Below are 17,572 nucleotides of genomic sequence, written 5' to 3' on the forward strand. Positions count from 1 at the left end.
ATGTTAGAAATGACCAAGGCCAGAGCGTTTTGGCAATTAGCACGTTTTGACCGCCCAATCGGCAGTCTTTTATTGTTATGGTCAACCTTATGGGCACTGTTTTTAGCCGCAGATGGGATGCCAAATATCAATGTCTTAGTGGTGTTTGTGCTCGGTGTGATTTTTATGCGTGCAGCAGGGTGTGTGATCAACGATTTTGCTGATCGTAATTTTGATGGTCATGTCAAACGTACTAAGCATCGCCCAATGCCATCGGGAAAGGTATCGGAGCGTGAAGCATTAGGGCTGTTTTTCTTATTAGTACTGGTCTCGTTTTTGCTGGTACTAACAATGAATAAATTAACCATCATGTTGTCTGTGGTGGGGCTGTTATTAGCATCGAGCTATCCGTTTATGAAGCGCTATACTCACTTACCGCAGTTGGTATTAGGTGTGGCATTTGGTTGGTCAATTCCAATGGCCTATGCAGCACAAGCGGGCAATTTATCGGTCAGTGCATGGTTGTTGTTTGCGGCAAATATTTTGTGGACGATTGCTTACGACACTCAATATGCGATGGTAGATCGTGATGATGATTTGAAAGTTGGTATTAAATCAACGGCGATTTTATTTGGTCGCTTCGATAAATTAATCATTGGTGTACTGCAACTGACAACGCTCGGGTTATTGATTGCCGTTGGTATGGTGTTACAGTTAGGGCAAGTTTTCTACTGGTGCTTATTATTAGCATCATGCTTATTTGTTTATCAGCAAATGTTGCTCAAAGAACGCCAACGAGAAAGCTGTTTCCGTGCCTTTTTGAATAACAACTACTTTGGCATGATTGTCTGCTTAGGTATTGTATTAAGTGTTTGCTTATAAAACTGAAAATGAGCAATAAAAAAAGCGCCTTCAAGGCGCTTTTTTTGTATCAGAACACTAGGGAGAATTACGCTTGTGTCTCTGCTGTTAGTTCTTCTTTTTTATCATCATCAGGCTGCATCACCGCTTGAATGGTGAGACTCACTTCTGGTGATACTAGCGATGTAAGAAGATTTGCCAAATTCTCAACCGGGCGAGTGACTGCGTGGCATTCACTGTTTAAGTAACCTTCGCTACGTAATGTTTTCACTAAGCTACTGAATACACCTTTGTCGAAGAACTCAGGGGCATTTATACCGTGTAGACGGCTTAGACGCTGTGCTAATACTTGGCTGTGTTGCTCTAAGTCATCTTTCGCCATTTCAGGCTCAGCACGCAGTAGCGTTAAAGTGATCGCGTAGCGTTGCAGGGTTTCTGAAATCGTACGTGCAAGTAGCTGTAGTGAGCGAATACGTGCGCTATTGATTGAAATATTAATGCCGTCATTAAGTAGTAGACGCTGACGTACTAGCTCATCAATGATCTTATCAATCTCAGTATTCAGTTGCTCTTCATCAAAGCGTAAGAATAACTCTGCTTTCAAGAATGGGTAGAGTAACTCTACTTGCTCATGGATCTCATCGTTCGTCAGGCTTTCTTGCTGTACCACGATGTGGGCAATCAATGATGGCAACGCAAACAAGTGAATGATGTTATTGCGGTAGTAGGTCATCAGAATCGATTGCTGGCGATCAAGCGAGATAATATCGCCTAACGTATCACGCTCTACCACGAATTTATCCATCGCAATGGCGTGATCAATCATCTGCTCAGCACTTTCTTTTGGTGTCGTACATTCGCTTGAGTATGGGGTATTACGCAGCAGCTCAAGGTAGCATTCGATCTGCTGCTCTAGTACTTCACGACTCAATGCACGTTGGCGAGATGAGAGCAGCGCAAGGGCACACAGTGTCATGGCGTTAGTGGCTGCCGCATCGTTAATATGCGTCATCATTTTAACGGCTAGGTCATTAACCACAGGGTTTAACCATGTCGGCTTTTGTGGCTCGATAGGGTTAATCTCTTTGTGCCACTCTGGTACGTTATCGTTGAGGTATTGGTTAAGTGGAATTGGCTCACCAAAGTTCACGTAACCTTCGCCTAAATTGCGTAATTTACGTAAAGTTCGCAGCACTTGTCCGGCATTTTCTTTTTCTTTGCGCTTACCTTGTAGCTCTTTAGCATAGGTACCCACTTCCATCACATGCTCGTAACCAATGTACACAGGCACAAGCGTAACAGGACGGTTAAGACCGCGCAGCATCGCTTGAATGGTCATTGAAAGCATACCGGTTTTGGCAGGAAGCAGACGACCCGTACGAGAACGACCACCTTCACTGAAGTACTCAACGGAATAACCTTTGGTAAATAGCTCAGATAAGTATTCACGAAATACCGTTGAGTACAGGCGATCGCCACGGAAGCTACGACGAATAAAGAACGCACCACCACGGCGGAAAATCGGACCTGCTGGGAAGAAGTTTAAGTTAATACCAGCGGCAATGTGCGGTGGTACTAAACCTTCGTTGTATAGCACGTAAGAAAGCAATAAGTAGTCCATGTGACTACGGTGACAAGGCACATACACAATCTCATGACCATCTTGTGCTAAACGACGCACGCGTTGTGCCCCTTTGATGTTTAAGCCTTGGTAGAGTTTATTCCATAGCCAGCCAAGGAAACGTTCACCGTTTTTGATCAATGGGTATGAGAAATCCGCAGCAATTTCTTCCATCATACCAATGGCTTCTTTGCGTACTTTCTCGACTGGCACTTGGCGGCTGATCGCTTCTTCTTGTACGACTTTATCGATCGCTTTTGATTCAAGTAGGCGCTTGAACAGCTGTTGGCGATCAGGTAAACGAGGACCTGATGCCGCAATCTGCTGGCGAGAGAAATGGATCTTAGCCACACGTGCTAATTTCTGCGCGATAGCATCATCAGTACCGTGATGATCGGCCATGTAACGTAGTGATACAGGCGTGCTTAAACGAACTAAACAGTCACGACCATGGCTGAGAATTGCCCAGAACTTTGCCGGGCCATTAAGTGGACGTAATGCGGGTTTGCGCTTGGATTCTTTACCAGGTGCACGTCCCCATAATATAGAAGCAGGAATAAGCTGAACATTTAATTCAGGATCTTGTTTGTGTTGCTCAAGTAACTCAGTAAAGAGTTCGATTGACTCTTGAGGCAGCGCACTCGTTGAGCCAAAAACACTTGGACCTTCAGCAACAAAGACAAAACGTGGAAAGCTTTGACCGTTAATTTCTAGCTTAGATAGCGGATCAGGCAAGCCTAGTGCCTTAGCGCTATTGCGTAGCGTTAACAAGTCGGTGTTTGAACAGTACGGTAAGATGTAGACGATAGGTCGTTCTAAATCTAACTCCAAATCCGCCACGGGATCGGAGGGAATAGTTGCGGGTTTAACCAGTATCGAAAGCGGCAACTTTAATAACTGTTGATAAAATTTCTGCCAACGTGACATATTTATAACGAGCCTCAGAATCTTAATGCGCCGCAAGGATAGCAGAAAATGATTGATTTCATGCTGCTAAAATACGGCAGATAACATTTAAATTATCATTATTTATGGTCTTTTATGGTCTATTTTTTGCCAATTCTCGGCGCAAAAAATAATCTGGCACGACCAGTGAGTAAAATCTAATTGATTATGCTCGAATTATTATTTTTTGCGATAGTGTTGGGATAATTTAGTTATGCAAAGTTAAATAGCTTTGAATAACTGATCAAATTGGTGTTTTCGTAAACAATTGCCTTTTAATGTGGCGTAACACTGGATATACTCACAGTGAACTGTATAAAAAGACAGGTGACTCATGAAGCCGTTGACATTACGCCAACAACAAGTCTTTGATTTGATCAAAGCGAAGATAGATGAAACTGGTATGCCACCAACACGTGCGGAAATTGCACGTGAATTAGGTTTTCGCTCAGCGAATGCGGCAGAAGAACATTTAAAAGCGTTAGCACGTAAAGAAGTATTGGAAATCATTCCGGGGGCTTCACGTGGTATTCGCCTATTGGTAACAGAGGAAGAGCCAGAAGAGCAAGGGCTACCATTGATTGGTCGTGTTGCTGCTGGTGAACCGATTTTAGCGCAAGAGCATGTTGAAGCGCATTACGAAGTCGATCCTATGTTATTTAAACCTCGTGCTGACTTTTTACTGCGTGTAAATGGCATGAGTATGAAGAATATCGGTATTATGGATGGCGATTTATTGGCTGTGCATAAAACCCAAGATGTGCATAACGGTCAAGTTGTGGTTGCTCGTGTTGACGACGACGTGACAGTTAAGCGTCTTGATAAAAAAGGCTCTAAAGTCTTGCTCCATGCGGAAAACGAAGAGTTTTCACCGATTGAAGTTGATTTAGAACACCAAAGCTTAACCATTGAAGGTATTGCCGTTGGCGTGATCCGCAACGCCGATTGGATGTGATGGTTTAAGAACGACGGATTGAGTGAAATAGAAAAGCGTGGCGAAAGCTGCGCTTTTTTATTATCTAAAAACCGCGAAGGTAATTTTGCAAATCTAACTGATAACTATTATCATCTATTTAACCGTGAGGAGAGGATGATAATGACGAAAGTAGATCGCTATGTAATTCCTTCAGATTTGCTTCAGCCACTTTGGTATCGCAGTCGTGAAAGTCTTGCTGATGATGGATTAATTTATGATCCAGTCGCGGCGGCGGCTTGTCGTCAGTGTTATCTCGTGCCCGATTGCGTCAATCAAGATGTTCCTCAGCGCCAATTATTACATGCGACACTGACTCTACAATGTGATCATCAGGTCAGGGATTTTCTCACTCGTCATCCTCAAGGGTTAATCGTCAATGTTGGCGCAGGACTCGATACCCGATTTTACCGCCTTGATAACGGACGTTGCCGTTGGTTTGAGTTAGATACCGATGAAAACCTATTGTGGCGAGAAAAGCTATTTCATCGCAGCGATCGCTACACGTTAAAAACCGGTTCAGTATTAGAGCTGGACTGGTTGAAGCGACTGCCTAAAATGACGCATACCTCAATGATGTTATTGTGCGATCAAGCATTATTAAGCTGTGATTCACAACAATTAGCGACATTTTTGCAAAAGATAGGCTGTAGTTTTAGCAATATCGAGATCTGTGTGGTTGTGGCTGGTGATCTCTGTCATAGCCCACTTGCAAAAAAAATGGGGTGCAGTAAATATCAACATGGCTACCGTTATCCTGCTCAGCAAGTGTTAAATTGGTTACCTTGGGCTGAATTAGTTCACTGCTACAGCCCATTAGATCGTGCTTGCCCACGGTGGCGAGCTTGGCAACGTTGGATCGCAAAGATGCCGAGTATGAAATATCGCTTAACTCCAGTGTTGGTCCATTTGAAATTATAAAAATTTCAAAAAACGATTGCTATTTCCTTTTGTTATCCATTTATAAGCTAACTCATTAATATTAGTAATGCGAATATTGATGGGGTTGTTTGTTTCTATATTTCAATATCTTATCTACTTTGTTGTTAGTTTCTTTCTGATTTTTATTCTTTGCGTTATTCATAAATCCTGCCTACGTTAAATATATCGAGACATTTTTATGTGTTGGTATGTGCTATTTAAAAATGCTTCAAATTATAAAAGCAAAGTCATTAGTGGTGATGATAAAAAATAAGATCTGTTGAAGCATCAGAGCCACATAGAAATCGTTCATTTTGTATATTTGAATGACAGGGGAGGTCAAGGTGATGATTCGTTCATTGATCGCAGGAAGTGCGGGTGTATTTTTCTCACTGCCAGTGATGGCAGAAACCTTGCAATTGAACATGACGCCAGGCGTGACTGCGGTAAGTCAGGATGTATATGGTCTTCATATGACCATTCTTTACATTTGTATCGCTATTGGTGTGGTGGTGTTCGGTGCGATGTTTTGGGCGATTTTCCATCATCGAAAATCCAAAGGGGCGAAACCAGCCTCGTTTCATGAAAGTACTAAAGTCGAAATTATCTGGACGGTGATCCCTTTTATCATTCTCATTGCGATGGCAGTACCTGCGACCAAGACCTTAATCGCAATGGAAGATACCTCTAAATCTGATGTCACCATTTTGGTTACTGGCTCGCAATGGAAATGGCATTACAGCTATTTCGATCAAGATGTTGAATATTATTCCCACCTTGCGACTAGCGCCGAGCAGATCAGCAATCAGCGTCAAAAACGCGATAACTACTTACTTGAGGTGGATTATCCGTTAGTCCTTCCTGTTGGGCAAAAAGTTCGCTTTCTTATTACTTCACAAGACGTGATTCACTCATGGTGGGTTCCTGCATTCGCCGTGAAAAAAGATGCCAATCCCGGCTTTATTAATGAAGCATGGACACGGATAGATAAACCCGGCATTTATCGTGGTCAATGTGCCGAGTTGTGCGGAAAAGATCATGGCTTTATGCCGATTGTGGTGATTGCCAAACCGCAAGCAGAATACGAGGAATGGCTACAACAAATCAAGATCACCCAGCGTAAGGCTAAGGAAGAAGAGCAGCGACTACTGGATATGGAAATGACCATGGATGAGCTAATGACCTTAGGAGAGAAAACCTATGTTGCCCGATGTGCAATGTGTCACCAAGCTAATGGTCAAGGTCTTCCTGGGGCATTTCCAGCGCTCGCCAGTGAAGGCGTCTCGGTCGATCCAAAGCGTAAACTTGAACATATCAGTGTGGTAGTGCACGGCAAAAATGGTACCGCAATGCAAGCGTTTGGACCTCAGCTAAGTTTGAAGGAGTTAGCTGCTGTTATCACTTACGAGCGTAACGCGTGGGGTAATGATACTGGTGAAGTGATTCAAGCTGCAGAAGTGCAAGCAATTAAAAATGGCCAGCAATTATAAGGAGTATGAGCATGACGGATATGTCGCGACAAGAAGCCGAAGTAGCTGCTGGACACATAGATACGGAGCAGGATCATCATGAGCATCAACCTGCAAAGGGGTTAAAGCGCTGGCTGTTTACCACTAACCATAAAGACATTGGCACACTTTATCTATTGTTCAGTTTAACCATGTTCTTTGTTGGTGGCGCAATGGCGATGGTGATCCGCGCGGAGTTATTCCAGCCTGGATTACAGCTCGTTGAGCCTAACTTCTTTAATCAAATGACAACTGTACATGGTTTGATCATGGTGTTTGGGGCGGTGATGCCAGCCTTTACTGGGCTTGCAAACTGGATGATCCCAATGATGATTGGGGCACCTGATATGGCACTGCCAAGGATGAATAACTGGAGTTTTTGGATCTTACCATTCGCGTTTTCTTTGCTATTAGCATCTCTTTTTATGGAAGGGGGCGGTCCTAACTTTGGTTGGACTTTCTATGCACCGCTTTCAACCACTTACAGTCCAGCCAGTACAGGCTTGTTCGTATTTGCCATTCACATTATGGGGATAAGCTCCATCATGGGAGCGATTAACGTGGTTGTGACCATTGTAAATATGCGTGCACCGGGCATGACATATATGAAAATGCCACTGTTTGTTTGGACATGGTTGATCACAGCATTTTTATTAATTGCGGTGATGCCAGTGCTTGCAGGGGCAGTAACCATGGTACTGACCGATAAATACTTTGGTACCAGCTTTTTTGATGCTGCTGGTGGTGGTGATCCGGTGATGTTCCAGCATATTTTCTGGTTCTTTGGTCACCCTGAAGTGTACATCATGATTTTGCCGAGTTTCGGTATTATTTCGGCTATTATCCCTGCGTTTTCGCGTAAGAAACTCTTTGGTTATAGCTCGATGGTGTATGCCACTGCTTCCATTGCTGGGCTTAGCTTTTTGGTTTGGGCGCACCATATGTTTACCACTGGTATGCCAGTAGCTGCTGAGCTATTTTTCATGTATTGCACCATGTTGATCTCGGTGCCCACAGGGGTAAAAGTCTTTAACTGGGTCGCTACTATGTGGCGGGGTTCGTTGACCTTTGAAGTGCCAATGTTATTTGCGCTGGCCTTTATTGTCTTGTTCACCATTGGTGGTTTTTCAGGATTGATGCTGGCGATCACACCAGCGGATTTCCAATATCACGACACCTATTTTGTGGTAGCACACTTCCATTATGTACTGGTATCGGGGGCGATTTTCTCGATTATGGCAGCAGCCTATTACTGGTTACCTAAATGGACAGGGCATATGTTCGATGAGCGCCTAGCCAAATGGCATTTTTGGTGCTCACTGATTTCGGTCAACATTCTTTTCTTCCCAATGCACTTCTTAGGGCTGGCAGGTATGCCTCGCCGTATTCCTGATTATGCACTGCAATTTGCTGATATTAATGCAGTGGTCAGTATTGGTGGGTTCTTATTTGGCGCATCCCAACTTATTTTCTTAGCAGTACTGTTCAAGTGTATTCGAGGTGGTGAGAAAGCGGCAGCGAAACCTTGGGAAGGGGCTGAAGGGCTAGAATGGACTGTACCGTCACCTGCGCCATACCATACCTTCTCGACACCACCCAAGATAGATCCTTAGGAGGCACTATGAGTGAGCCGAAAAAGCGTCGGTCATTATTAGGACTCATCTTTGCATCAATAGGCATGTTTGGCTTTGCATTTGCATTAGTGCCTCTTTATGACGTGTTTTGCGATATCACTGGGATCAACGGAAAAACAGCGACGACACCAACAGAAACCAGTGATCGGGTTGATACCAGTCGAGAAGTCACAGTGGAATTTGTCGCTTATATTAATCCGGGTGTGAAATGGCAATTTACCCCGCAGGTAAAGCAAATCACGGTGCACCCTGGTGAGACGAAAATCATCAAATACGATGCGAAAAACTTAACTAAAGTCGCCACTATCGGGCAAGCTGTGCCTTCTGTAACACCGGGTGTAGCGGCGAAGTACTTCAATAAAATCGAATGTTTTTGTTTTAACCATCAGCCTTTAGAGGGTGGTGAAAATGCAGAATTGCCGTTGGTGTTCTATATCGATCCTGACTTGCCGAAAGAGATAGAAACACTGACGTTAGCTTACACCCTATTTAACGTTGCCATGGATAACCCAACGGCTGAGCAACACAGTGAGGTGGATAATGTCAAAGCCCTATAGTGAAACCGATAACTTACCGCCAACAACGAAATATTATGTGCCTGATGAAAGTGCATGGCCCATCGTGGGGGCGATCGCCTTATTTCTTATAGCCCTAGGTGCTGGCGCGACGGTCGGGGATCTGTTTGGCGGTCAAGGTCCTTGGATTTTACTGGCAGGTGTGGGACTCATTTTATTGATGCTAGTGGGTTGGTTCCGTGATGTGATTCGAGAGTCTATGGGCGGACTATATAGTGCGCAGATGGATCGCTCGTTTCGCCAAGGAATGAGCTGGTTTATTTTCTCTGAGGTGATGTTCTTCGCGGCTTTCTTTGGCGCGTTATTTTATGCCCGAATGATTGCGGTGCCATGGCTCGGTGGTGCAAGTAATAATGCTATGACTAATGCGGTGTTATGGCCTGACTTTGTCGCCATGTAGTCATTAATTAAAACCCCTGATGGTACGGAAACCCAAGCTATGGGGCCGATTGGTTTGCCGCTGTATAACACCATTTTACTGCTCACATCATCGGTTACTCTGCACTTTGCTCATACCGCATTAGAGCAAAATAATCGTTCTCGATTGAAGTTGCTACTATTGCTCACGGTATTGTTGGGCGTGGTGTTTGTGTACTTACAGGGAGTGGAATATGTCCATGCTTATGAAGACATGAACTTGCGTTTAGATGCGGGGATTTACGGTAACACTTTCTTTATGTTGACGGGTTTTCATGGTGTTCACGTCACCTTAGGAGCGATCATCTTATTTATCGTTTGGTGTCGTATTTTAAAAGGACATTTTACTCCTAAACATCATTTTGCATTTCAAGCAGGCGCTTGGTACTGGCACTTTGTTGATGTGGTCTGGCTAGGGCTATTTATCTTCGTTTATATCATTTAATGCAAGTTAATACGGACGAGGGTTAGGGGTAATAACACCCGTTAATAGGGCTATGACAATCAGAATAAAAGCAAGTACAGAGAGTCCGATACGCCAACCTAAATAGTGGGACATAGGACGAGAAGACTGACCTTTTAACATGACAGGGAGAGCCTTAAACAGGCTAATGATGATCACCAGCAATAAGCCAATGAGTAGTATTTTTATCAACATAAAACATCCTTTTAAGGTGGGTTTGATAAAAGATTAAACGCTTATTTAAGGATAGCGGTTTCAACCAATAAGGATGGAGGAAAATCAATGCAAAAAATAGCTTTTGTTGTTTTTACCTTCGTCATTGTCGCTATGTTGGGAAAATTAGGTTTTTGGCAATTAAGCCGAGGCGCTGAAAAACTCAAATTACAGCAACAGGTAGAAGAAACCGCTGAAAGTACGGCTATTTCTGATCTCACGTTATTACCCACAGCACCACTATGGCACAGGGTGTCATTGGTTGGTGTGTTTGATAATAGCCGCCCTATTTTATTGGATAACCAACTTAATAATGGTCGAGTCGGTTACCACCTCTACTTACCTTTTAGAACCCAAGAACGCTGGTTATTAGTCAACCTTGGGTGGCTTGCTGCACCTCCGTATCGCGAAATGTTACCAGTGATCCCTGACGTTCATGGGGAGCAAACCATTACTGGCATCATTGCTCCTGCCTCATCATTGTTAACACTCAAGCAAGAGGTCGCACCAACACAGTGGTCACTGCGAGTACAAAATATTGAGTTAACCGAGCTAGCAACAGTATTAGATCGCAATTTACCGACTTGGGTAATTCAGATCTCAGCAACAAACCCCGTTGCACTTAAGCAAAATTGGCAACCAGTGGTGATGAAAGCAGATAAGCATTATGGCTATGCCATGCAATGGTTTGTGATGGCATTTGCGGTACTTGGGATGGCGGGATGGTGGTTATTAAGGGAGAGCGACTAATGAAAAAATATCAGGTATTGGTGTTATTAGGCGTGATGTTTCTACTGCCTATAGTGCTTGCGAAAGTCATATTAAATCAAAACTGGTACACCGGAGGAGTGACAAATAGAGGGGAGTTGCTAACCCCGCCGATCAGCGCACAGTGGCTAGCAAAACCTGAGACTTGGCAGCTTATTTATTGGTTACCTCAGCAGTGTGATGAAGGATGTGAAGGGGCATTGTTTCATTTACAGCAGATCCCGGTAGCGGTGGGTGCCTATCAAGATCGGGTTAAAAGCGTGTTGTTAGTTGCGCCACAAAATCAGGCTTTACCGACACCGCAATCATTAACAGGCATTGAGCGCTATAACAGTGATGATAGCGAGCTTCATCCATTTGAAAACTCAGAGTATGGCTTTAATGCTGTTTATATTGCCGATCCTCATGGCAATGTGATGATGGCTTATCCATTGGCAACCGAACAACAAGCGATTCTTACGCAAGGGAAAGATATCTTAAAAGATCTAAAAAGGCTGCTAAAAGTGTCGAAAATTGGCTAGCTAACGAGATATAGCGGGGAGTGATTATGCATAAAACACAAAAAGATAAACCGTTTTACTTCTTAGTTACTGGCGCCTTTATTCTGTCATTGTTTGTGGTGGGGCTAGGTGCTTATACCCGATTAACAGATGCTGGATTAGGTTGTCCTGATTGGCCGGGATGCTATGGATTTCTATCTGTGCCACAAACGCAAGCTGAGTTGCAAACCGCGCAGGCTGCCTATCCAGAAACCCCGATTGAACCAATTAAAGCATGGAATGAGATGATCCATCGCTACATTGCTGGGAGTCTTGGTCTATTGATCCTTGCTATTGCGGTGATGGCGTGGTGTCGAGAAGGTCGTCCAAAACTCTTGCCCAGTCTGTTATTGATGGCGGTGTGCTTTCAAGCCTTACTGGGAATGTGGACGGTTACTATGCAATTAATGCCAGTAGTGGTGATGGGGCATTTGCTCGGAGGTTTTACGACAGTGTCACTGCTATGGCTTCTAAGGTTGCGTATTCAACCTAAGCCTTTATTTTATCATCACGGCTTCACACCCAATTTATCATTATCGCCTAAGTATTTGATCAGCTTAAGAACATTAGCTATTGCTGCGTTGCTCATCGTGATAGGGCAAATCGCTTTAGGAGGATGGACCGCCGCCAACTATGCCGCTGTGGTTTGTACTCAATTACCGATTTGTGAAGGCGATTGGCAAGGGGATTTCCAAGCCAGTGCGTTTGAACTAATACAGCCACCGCACAGCAGTTATGAATATGGAGTATTAGATTATGCGCAGCGAGTGTCGATCCATGTTGCACATCGTATCGGAGCGATGATTGCGTCAGTTTCTGTATTGATGTTGGCTGTATTACTTTGGCTTAAGCCACCATTACGATGTTATAGCTTATGGCTCATCGCCTTTTTATCGTTACAAGTGACATTAGGTGTTATCAATGTGGTAGCTAGCTTACCGTTATCGGTAGCGGTAACGCATAACCTAGTTGGATTGTTATTACTGATAGCGTTAGTAACGACCTGTTATCGCCTTGTTTGCGATTGTCGTTGCTCGTTAGAAATGAAGTATTTTGCATCGGAGAGCAGTACTCATGGCTAAATCCGAACTCCTTCATGCTCGTCGAACACGAGCACCGTCGGTTGCACTATGGCGTGATTATCTCACTATGACCAAACCTAAAGTGGTAGCGATGCTACTACTAACAGCATTAGTGGGAATGTGCCTTGCTGTACAAGGTATTCCACCTGCTGATGCAGTGATTTTAGGTTTAGCTGGGATCGGTTTACAGTCAGCGGCAGCAGCAGCGTTTAACCATGTATTAGATCGCCGTTTTGATGCTCAAATGGCACGTACTTATCATCGACCATTAGCGAAAGGACGAGTTGAAACATGGAAAGCTGTGGTCTTTGCGATCAGTTTAATGCTGATCGGTTTTGCGTTATTGATGATGCTTAATGCCTTAACGGCGTGGCTGACAATGGCAAGTTTAGTCGGTTATGCGCTGATTTATACCGTGTGGTTAAAACACGCAACGCCACAAAATATTGTGATTGGTGGCCTAGCTGGAGCTGCACCACCACTGTTGGGCTGGACCGCAGTGACAGGTCAGCTCGATCCTCATGCATTTCTCTTAGTGATGTTAGTCTTTGCGTGGACCCCACCTCATTTTTGGGCATTAGCGATCCATCGTCGTGATGACTATGCTAAAGCGGGCATTCCAATGCTGCCTGTTACCCATGGTATCGAATACACCAAAACCATGGTGTTGCTCTATACCCTGATCTTATTTGCGGTTGGATTGCTACCTTGGTTAACTGGTATGAGTGGTTGGTTGTATTTGGTTGGTAGTAGCGCACTCAACCTTGGCTTTATAGCTTATGCATTGAAGCTAAAATTTGCCGACAGTGAAGGACATGCTTGGGCAACCTTTAAATATTCTATCTGGCACTTACTTGCTTTGTTTGTGGTGCTATTAGCTGATCACTGGTTATTGCCGTTATATGGTTAATGCATCTTAGTCATAGCTCTTTAGTTTTAAAAAACATAAGGCTGTTGCCGCCTCTATCATCTGGTTAAACTATCACGCTGTTTAACCCGTTTTATTGCGATAGAGGTAGTACGTGCTAACAGCATTAAAAGACAAATCATTACATTATCAGGTGTTTGCACTAGCCTTGCCGATGGTGCTTTCCAATATTACCGTACCGTTATTAGGGCTGGTGGATGCTGCGGTGATAGGGCACCTCGATAAGTCATGGTATCTCGGTGGCGTTGCTGTTGGTGGCACGATGATCAATGTGACGTTTTGGCTGTTAGGCTTTCTACGCATGGCGACCACTGGGATCACCGCCCAAGCTTTTGGTAGTAAAGATAAGCATGCGCAAGCGGCGATTTTTGTCCAAGGGATCGCGCTGGCATGGTTATTTGCCTTCCTTCTTATTGCACTGCATCAGCCTGTTAGCAGTATGATTTTCCATTTCAGTGATGCTAGCAGCGAAGTCAAAGTTTACGCTGAGCAATATTTCTCTATTCGTATTTGGGGTGCACCTGCGGCACTGGCGAACTTCGTTATTATGGGGTGGTTGCTGGGAGCGCAAAACGCCAAGTTGCCAATGTGGCTGCTCATTGTTACTAACCTTGTCAACATTGTTTTAGATGTACTGTTTGTGTTGGGTTTTGGCTGGAAAGTTCAAGGTGCTGCCGCGGCTTCTGTTCTTGCGGATTACAGTGGCATGTTGCTGGGTTTATGGTTTGTTTCTCGTCAGTGGTTAGCGCATGCCTTGCCTTCATTAAAAGAAAAGATCAGTACAGTACGTCATGGTATGGGACGACTACTTAAACTGAATCGCGATATCTTTCTGCGTAGTTTATGTTTGCAAGCCACCTTTACTTTCATGACATTCCAAGGCGCAACGTTAGGCGATAACGTGGTGGCAGCGAATGCGGTGTTGATGAGCTTTCTAATGTTAGTGTCTTATGCAATGGATGGTTTTGCATATGCGATGGAAGCACTCGTTGGTAAAGCGGTAGGTGCAAACAATCGCGATCAGCTTGAACGCTATTTAATTACCACAACGTTTTGGAGTTTTATCATCTCGGTGATACTGACATTGGTATTTTCTTTAGCAGGGGATCGTATTGTCAGTTTGATCTCCGATCTGCCCGCAGTTCAAGCTGAAGCTGATATTTATTTGCCATGGCTTGCAGCAGTACCGTTAGTGGCTATGTGGTGTTTCTTACTTGATGGGATCTTTGTTGGTGCAACACGTGGCCGTGCGATGCGTAATAGTATGTTTATCGCTACCTGCGGTTTCTTTGCTATTTGGTGGCTATTAGATAGCTATGGCAACCATGCATTATGGGCGGCGATGTTAGGATTTATGGCTCTACGTGGTGTCACTTTAGCGATAGTTTTCGGTTATCAGTGGAGAAAAAATATTTTTTTATCTCCTGCTGTAAAACAGTAAGTTAGATTGAATATGTCATTTTTGTATTAAATTTAAGCAAAAAATGCTGTTAATTCCCTATCTGTTCTGGTTAAAATGCGAGCACTTTTTAGCCGGGTGATGGATATGAAAAAGAATATTCTTGCTTATTTCTTACTGACTATTGCGTTGATGTTTAGCGTGAGCAGTTATGCTGCAAAGCCTAAAAAAATGCATGTGACAGCTACAGCGTATAACTCTGTTAGGGCACAGACAAACTCAAACCCTAGCATTGCTGCGTGGGGAGATAGGTTAAAACCAGGGATGAAAGCGATCGCAGTATCACGTGATTTACTGCGTAAAGGATTAAAACGAGGAAGCAAAGTAAAGATATCGGGCTTACCTGGCGAATATGTGGTGTTAGATAAAATGCATCATCGTTGGCGTAACAAGATTGATATTTACATGGGTAAAGATATCCGCGCTGCTAAGCGCTGGGGACGCCGAAAAGTGACGTTAACCTTATTGTAAAATTCAAATGCTTCTTCGTAGAGACTAAAAAGCCGCACAGAGATGCTAACACCTATCACTTAAGGTGTTTGGAACGAACTGGATAACGAGTTTTATTGATACGAACGGCTCTCTGCTTGGGCCGTTTTTTTCTTTCAGGTAATATGTAACGCTTTACTTGTTTTCTCATTGCTCTCAGTTTTTGAGGAATTGAACCTGGCGAAGCGATGGCACACCACATTAATTCATCTTGAATATCTCTTAACGCCATCATAAAACTTATCCGTAATGGTGAAACATTCGCTTCTGCCGCTATTCTACTTATTTCTAAGCGAACAAGATTATAAGCTATCAATATTCCCCATATTTCTTGCTCAATACCTTCTACTGATTGACTACGCAATAATATTTCATCTTCAAGCATGTCATGTTTTATTTCACCATAACTGTTTTCTATCTCCCAACGTTCGAAATAAACATCAAGCAAAGCTTGATAGCTATAATGCTCACCAACTAAGGAAGTAAGAAGCCCTTGGATATGATATTTTTGAGTTTTTTCTGGATAAAGCACTAATCGAGCTTGCCATTTTTCAGGAAGGCTTGGGTCTTTAGCTCTTGCATATTTGGATACATCCATTTCTACAATCAAATCTCGTCCTGCTTCATCAAGCTGCTTAATGACGGTATATCGCGTATTTGATTTAATTGGAGTCATCCAATGACTCGAATCATGCTGACGTTGCCAATTAATCATCAACTCGGCGCCAAGATAACATCGGTCAAAAATAGTTAAAGAATCTGGCGTTATTGAGGATATAAGCTGTTTAGCATAGTTCTCTTCACCAATATTGCTGGGACCAAATGCTACGTTGTGTATTAATCGACTACGAAGGGAGCATAAAGCACATAACCTGACGATAGGGTATTCTGTATGCTGTATCTTACCGTGTTTGACATACTGAAAGTGACTCGCTAATTCTGGAGTATCATGACTTCTAAATTGAGTTCCATCGACAGAGAAAAGGCGTAAGCCTTTCCATGTGTCTCCGCTATCTTCGGCTTTCGTCCAATATTTGGCAGTGAGTGAGAAAAGTGCTTTTAGAGGCTGTGCTGTCAATCGTTTTCGCGCCTGAGGGATAGCACTTGGTGCAATAGAATCACCTTGTGATCGCGATAATTGCAAATCAAGTTTATTCAAGACATCGGTTATCGATCTATTACGATATAGGCCAATTCCAACGATTAACCAAACAACCAATTCCGCAGGTAATTTTCGTCTGCGTATACTGGCCTTATTGGTTTCATCTAATGCTTGTTGAATCCACTCAAGAGGTAAGTCTCTTTGAAATAATGAGAGTGATTCTGGTGCTGCAAACGCATCTACATCAATGAGCCAATGTGACAACATAAAAAATACCCCCAGTTTTGCAAAACTGAGGGTATTTTTAACTATCTGAAAGATCGTGCAACCAATCAATTTCTTAAGTGATAGGTGTTAGCACAGAGATGCGGCTTTTTGATGTCTACTATTCAGCGTTGGATTAGTAGTAAGAGTGCTCACCACGGGCGTGATCGGTAATATCACGAACACCAGTTAGCTCACCTTCAAATTGTGCTAGTAGCTCTTTCTCGATGCCTTCTTTTAGCGTGACATCTACCATTGAACAACCGTTACAACCACCACCGAATTGTAAGATAGCAACACCATCTTCAGTGATTTCAGACAGTGATACGTGACCACCGTGGCCTGCAAGTTGTGGGTTAACTTGAGTTTGGATCACGTAATCTACGCGCTCCATTAGTGGTGCATCGTCAGCCACTTTACGCACTTTTGCATTTGGTGCTTTAAGCGTAAGTTGAGAGCCCATTTTGTCAGTAACAAAATCGATTTCTGCATCTGCTAGAAATGGCAGGCTTAGCTCATCAATAAAGGCAGAAAATAGTTCTAGTTTAATTTCAGTGTCACTTGCTTCAACCGCTTCTGGTGGGCAGTAGGATACGCCACACTCAGCACTTTGTGTGCCAGGGTTTACAACAAAAACACGGATATTAGTGCCCTCAGGCTGTTGGGCAAGAAGCTTGCCGAAGTGCTGTTGAGCGCTTTCAGAAATAGTGATCATTGACACGACGTAATACCTGACCTATTTAGTAAGTTTTCTCTATTCTACTCTTAGAGAGACGTTCTATCATCCCTTAATATTAGCATTTTTAATTTGACCACGTTTTGCACCAGAAT

Annotated in this window: 16 protein-coding genes and 1 pseudogene; 13 read left to right on the top strand and 4 right to left on the bottom strand. The window is 43.5% G+C overall.

Features of this window, described 5'->3' with window-relative positions; translation table 11 throughout:
- Complete coding sequence (gene ubiA, locus Q7674_RS07375; protein WP_305423429.1) at positions 1–861, top strand: 4-hydroxybenzoate octaprenyltransferase; 861 nt, start codon at positions 1–3, stop codon at positions 859–861.
- 67 nt (positions 862–928) lie between these two features.
- On the opposite strand, the gene plsB is transcribed toward ubiA, so the two are convergent.
- Positions 929–3,388, bottom strand: coding sequence for a glycerol-3-phosphate 1-O-acyltransferase PlsB (plsB, locus tag Q7674_RS07380; RefSeq protein ID WP_023933887.1), 2,460 nt, complete (start codon positions 3,386–3,388; stop codon positions 929–931).
- A gap of 352 nt (positions 3,389–3,740) precedes the next feature.
- Between plsB and lexA the strand changes: the two genes are divergently transcribed.
- The 6 genes and pseudogenes from lexA to Q7674_RS07410 all read left to right on the top strand — a co-directional run bounded on the left by lexA (position 3,741) and on the right by Q7674_RS07410 (position 9,879).
- Complete coding sequence (gene lexA / locus Q7674_RS07385; RefSeq protein WP_008988213.1) at positions 3,741–4,361, top strand: transcriptional repressor LexA; 621 nt, start codon at positions 3,741–3,743, stop codon at positions 4,359–4,361.
- A 141-nt stretch (positions 4,362–4,502) separates the two neighbouring features.
- Positions 4,503–5,300 carry a class I SAM-dependent methyltransferase gene (locus Q7674_RS07390; RefSeq protein WP_045065997.1) on the top strand — a complete coding sequence of 266 codons (798 nt, stop codon included), beginning with the start codon at positions 4,503–4,505 and terminating at the stop codon, positions 5,298–5,300.
- 347 nt (positions 5,301–5,647) lie between these two features.
- Positions 5,648–6,790, top strand: a complete 1,143-nt coding sequence (gene coxB / locus Q7674_RS07395; RefSeq protein ID WP_305424116.1) for a cytochrome c oxidase subunit II — start codon at positions 5,648–5,650, stop codon at positions 6,788–6,790.
- A gap of 11 nt (positions 6,791–6,801) precedes the next feature.
- Positions 6,802–8,421: a cytochrome c oxidase subunit I gene (ctaD, locus tag Q7674_RS07400; protein WP_045068229.1), complete on the top strand. Its 1,620-nt coding sequence runs from the start codon at positions 6,802–6,804 to the stop codon at positions 8,419–8,421.
- An 8-nt stretch (positions 8,422–8,429) separates the two neighbouring features.
- A complete protein-coding gene (locus Q7674_RS07405) occupies positions 8,430–8,999 on the top strand; it encodes a cytochrome c oxidase assembly protein (protein ID WP_045065994.1) in 570 nt (189 codons plus the stop codon).
- Positions 8,983–9,879 (top strand): annotated as a pseudogene (locus Q7674_RS07410) (cytochrome c oxidase subunit 3). The gene Q7674_RS07405 and the pseudogene Q7674_RS07410 overlap by 17 nt, the downstream one beginning before the upstream one ends.
- A gap of 6 nt (positions 9,880–9,885) precedes the next feature.
- On the opposite strand, the gene Q7674_RS07415 reads toward Q7674_RS07410, so the two are convergent.
- Positions 9,886–10,092: a DUF2909 domain-containing protein gene (locus tag Q7674_RS07415; RefSeq protein WP_023933877.1), complete on the bottom strand. Its 207-nt coding sequence runs from the start codon at positions 10,090–10,092 to the stop codon at positions 9,886–9,888.
- 87 nt (positions 10,093–10,179) lie between these two features.
- On the opposite strand from Q7674_RS07415, the gene Q7674_RS07420 reads away from it, so the two are divergent.
- From Q7674_RS07420 to Q7674_RS07445, 6 genes are all read left to right on the top strand, one after another.
- The gene (locus Q7674_RS07420) at positions 10,180–10,860 is read left to right on the top strand and encodes an SURF1 family protein (protein WP_305423433.1); all 681 of its coding nucleotides are present in this window, start codon (positions 10,180–10,182) and stop codon (positions 10,858–10,860) included.
- Entirely contained in the window at positions 10,860–11,399 is a 540-nt protein-coding gene (locus Q7674_RS07425; protein WP_045065991.1) for a redox-active disulfide-containing membrane protein, read from the top strand. Before Q7674_RS07420 ends, Q7674_RS07425 begins: the two co-directional genes overlap by 1 nt.
- Before the next feature lie 26 nt (positions 11,400–11,425).
- A complete protein-coding gene (locus tag Q7674_RS07430) occupies positions 11,426–12,499 on the top strand; it encodes a COX15/CtaA family protein (RefSeq protein ID WP_107229725.1) in 1,074 nt (357 codons plus the stop codon).
- Positions 12,492–13,409 (top strand): heme o synthase, encoded by a 918-nt coding sequence (gene cyoE / locus Q7674_RS07435; protein WP_023933869.1) that lies wholly within the window; start codon positions 12,492–12,494, stop codon positions 13,407–13,409. The genes Q7674_RS07430 and cyoE overlap by 8 nt, the downstream gene beginning before the upstream one ends.
- A 112-nt stretch (positions 13,410–13,521) precedes the next feature.
- Positions 13,522–14,868 carry an MATE family efflux transporter DinF gene (gene dinF / locus Q7674_RS07440; RefSeq protein WP_045065989.1) on the top strand — a complete coding sequence of 449 codons (1,347 nt, stop codon included), beginning with the start codon at positions 13,522–13,524 and terminating at the stop codon, positions 14,866–14,868.
- A 105-nt stretch (positions 14,869–14,973) separates the two neighbouring features.
- On the top strand, positions 14,974–15,357 hold the full coding sequence (locus tag Q7674_RS07445) for a 3D domain-containing protein (RefSeq protein ID WP_008988201.1): 384 nt from the start codon (positions 14,974–14,976) through the stop codon (positions 15,355–15,357).
- A 55-nt stretch (positions 15,358–15,412) separates the two neighbouring features.
- Here Q7674_RS07445 and Q7674_RS07450 read toward each other — a convergent pair whose 3' ends face one another.
- The gene (locus tag Q7674_RS07450) at positions 15,413–16,744 is read right to left on the bottom strand and encodes an IS4 family transposase (RefSeq protein ID WP_045066500.1); all 1,332 of its coding nucleotides are present in this window, start codon (positions 16,742–16,744) and stop codon (positions 15,413–15,415) included.
- A gap of 133 nt (positions 16,745–16,877) precedes the next feature.
- A complete protein-coding gene (gene nfuA, locus Q7674_RS07455; protein WP_008988200.1) occupies positions 16,878–17,456 on the bottom strand; it encodes a Fe-S biogenesis protein NfuA in 579 nt (192 codons plus the stop codon).
- Positions 17,457–17,572: the final 116 nt, after the last annotated feature.

Source organism: Photobacterium leiognathi, from assembly GCF_030685535.1.
Taxonomy (GTDB): domain Bacteria; phylum Pseudomonadota; class Gammaproteobacteria; order Enterobacterales; family Vibrionaceae; genus Photobacterium; species Photobacterium leiognathi.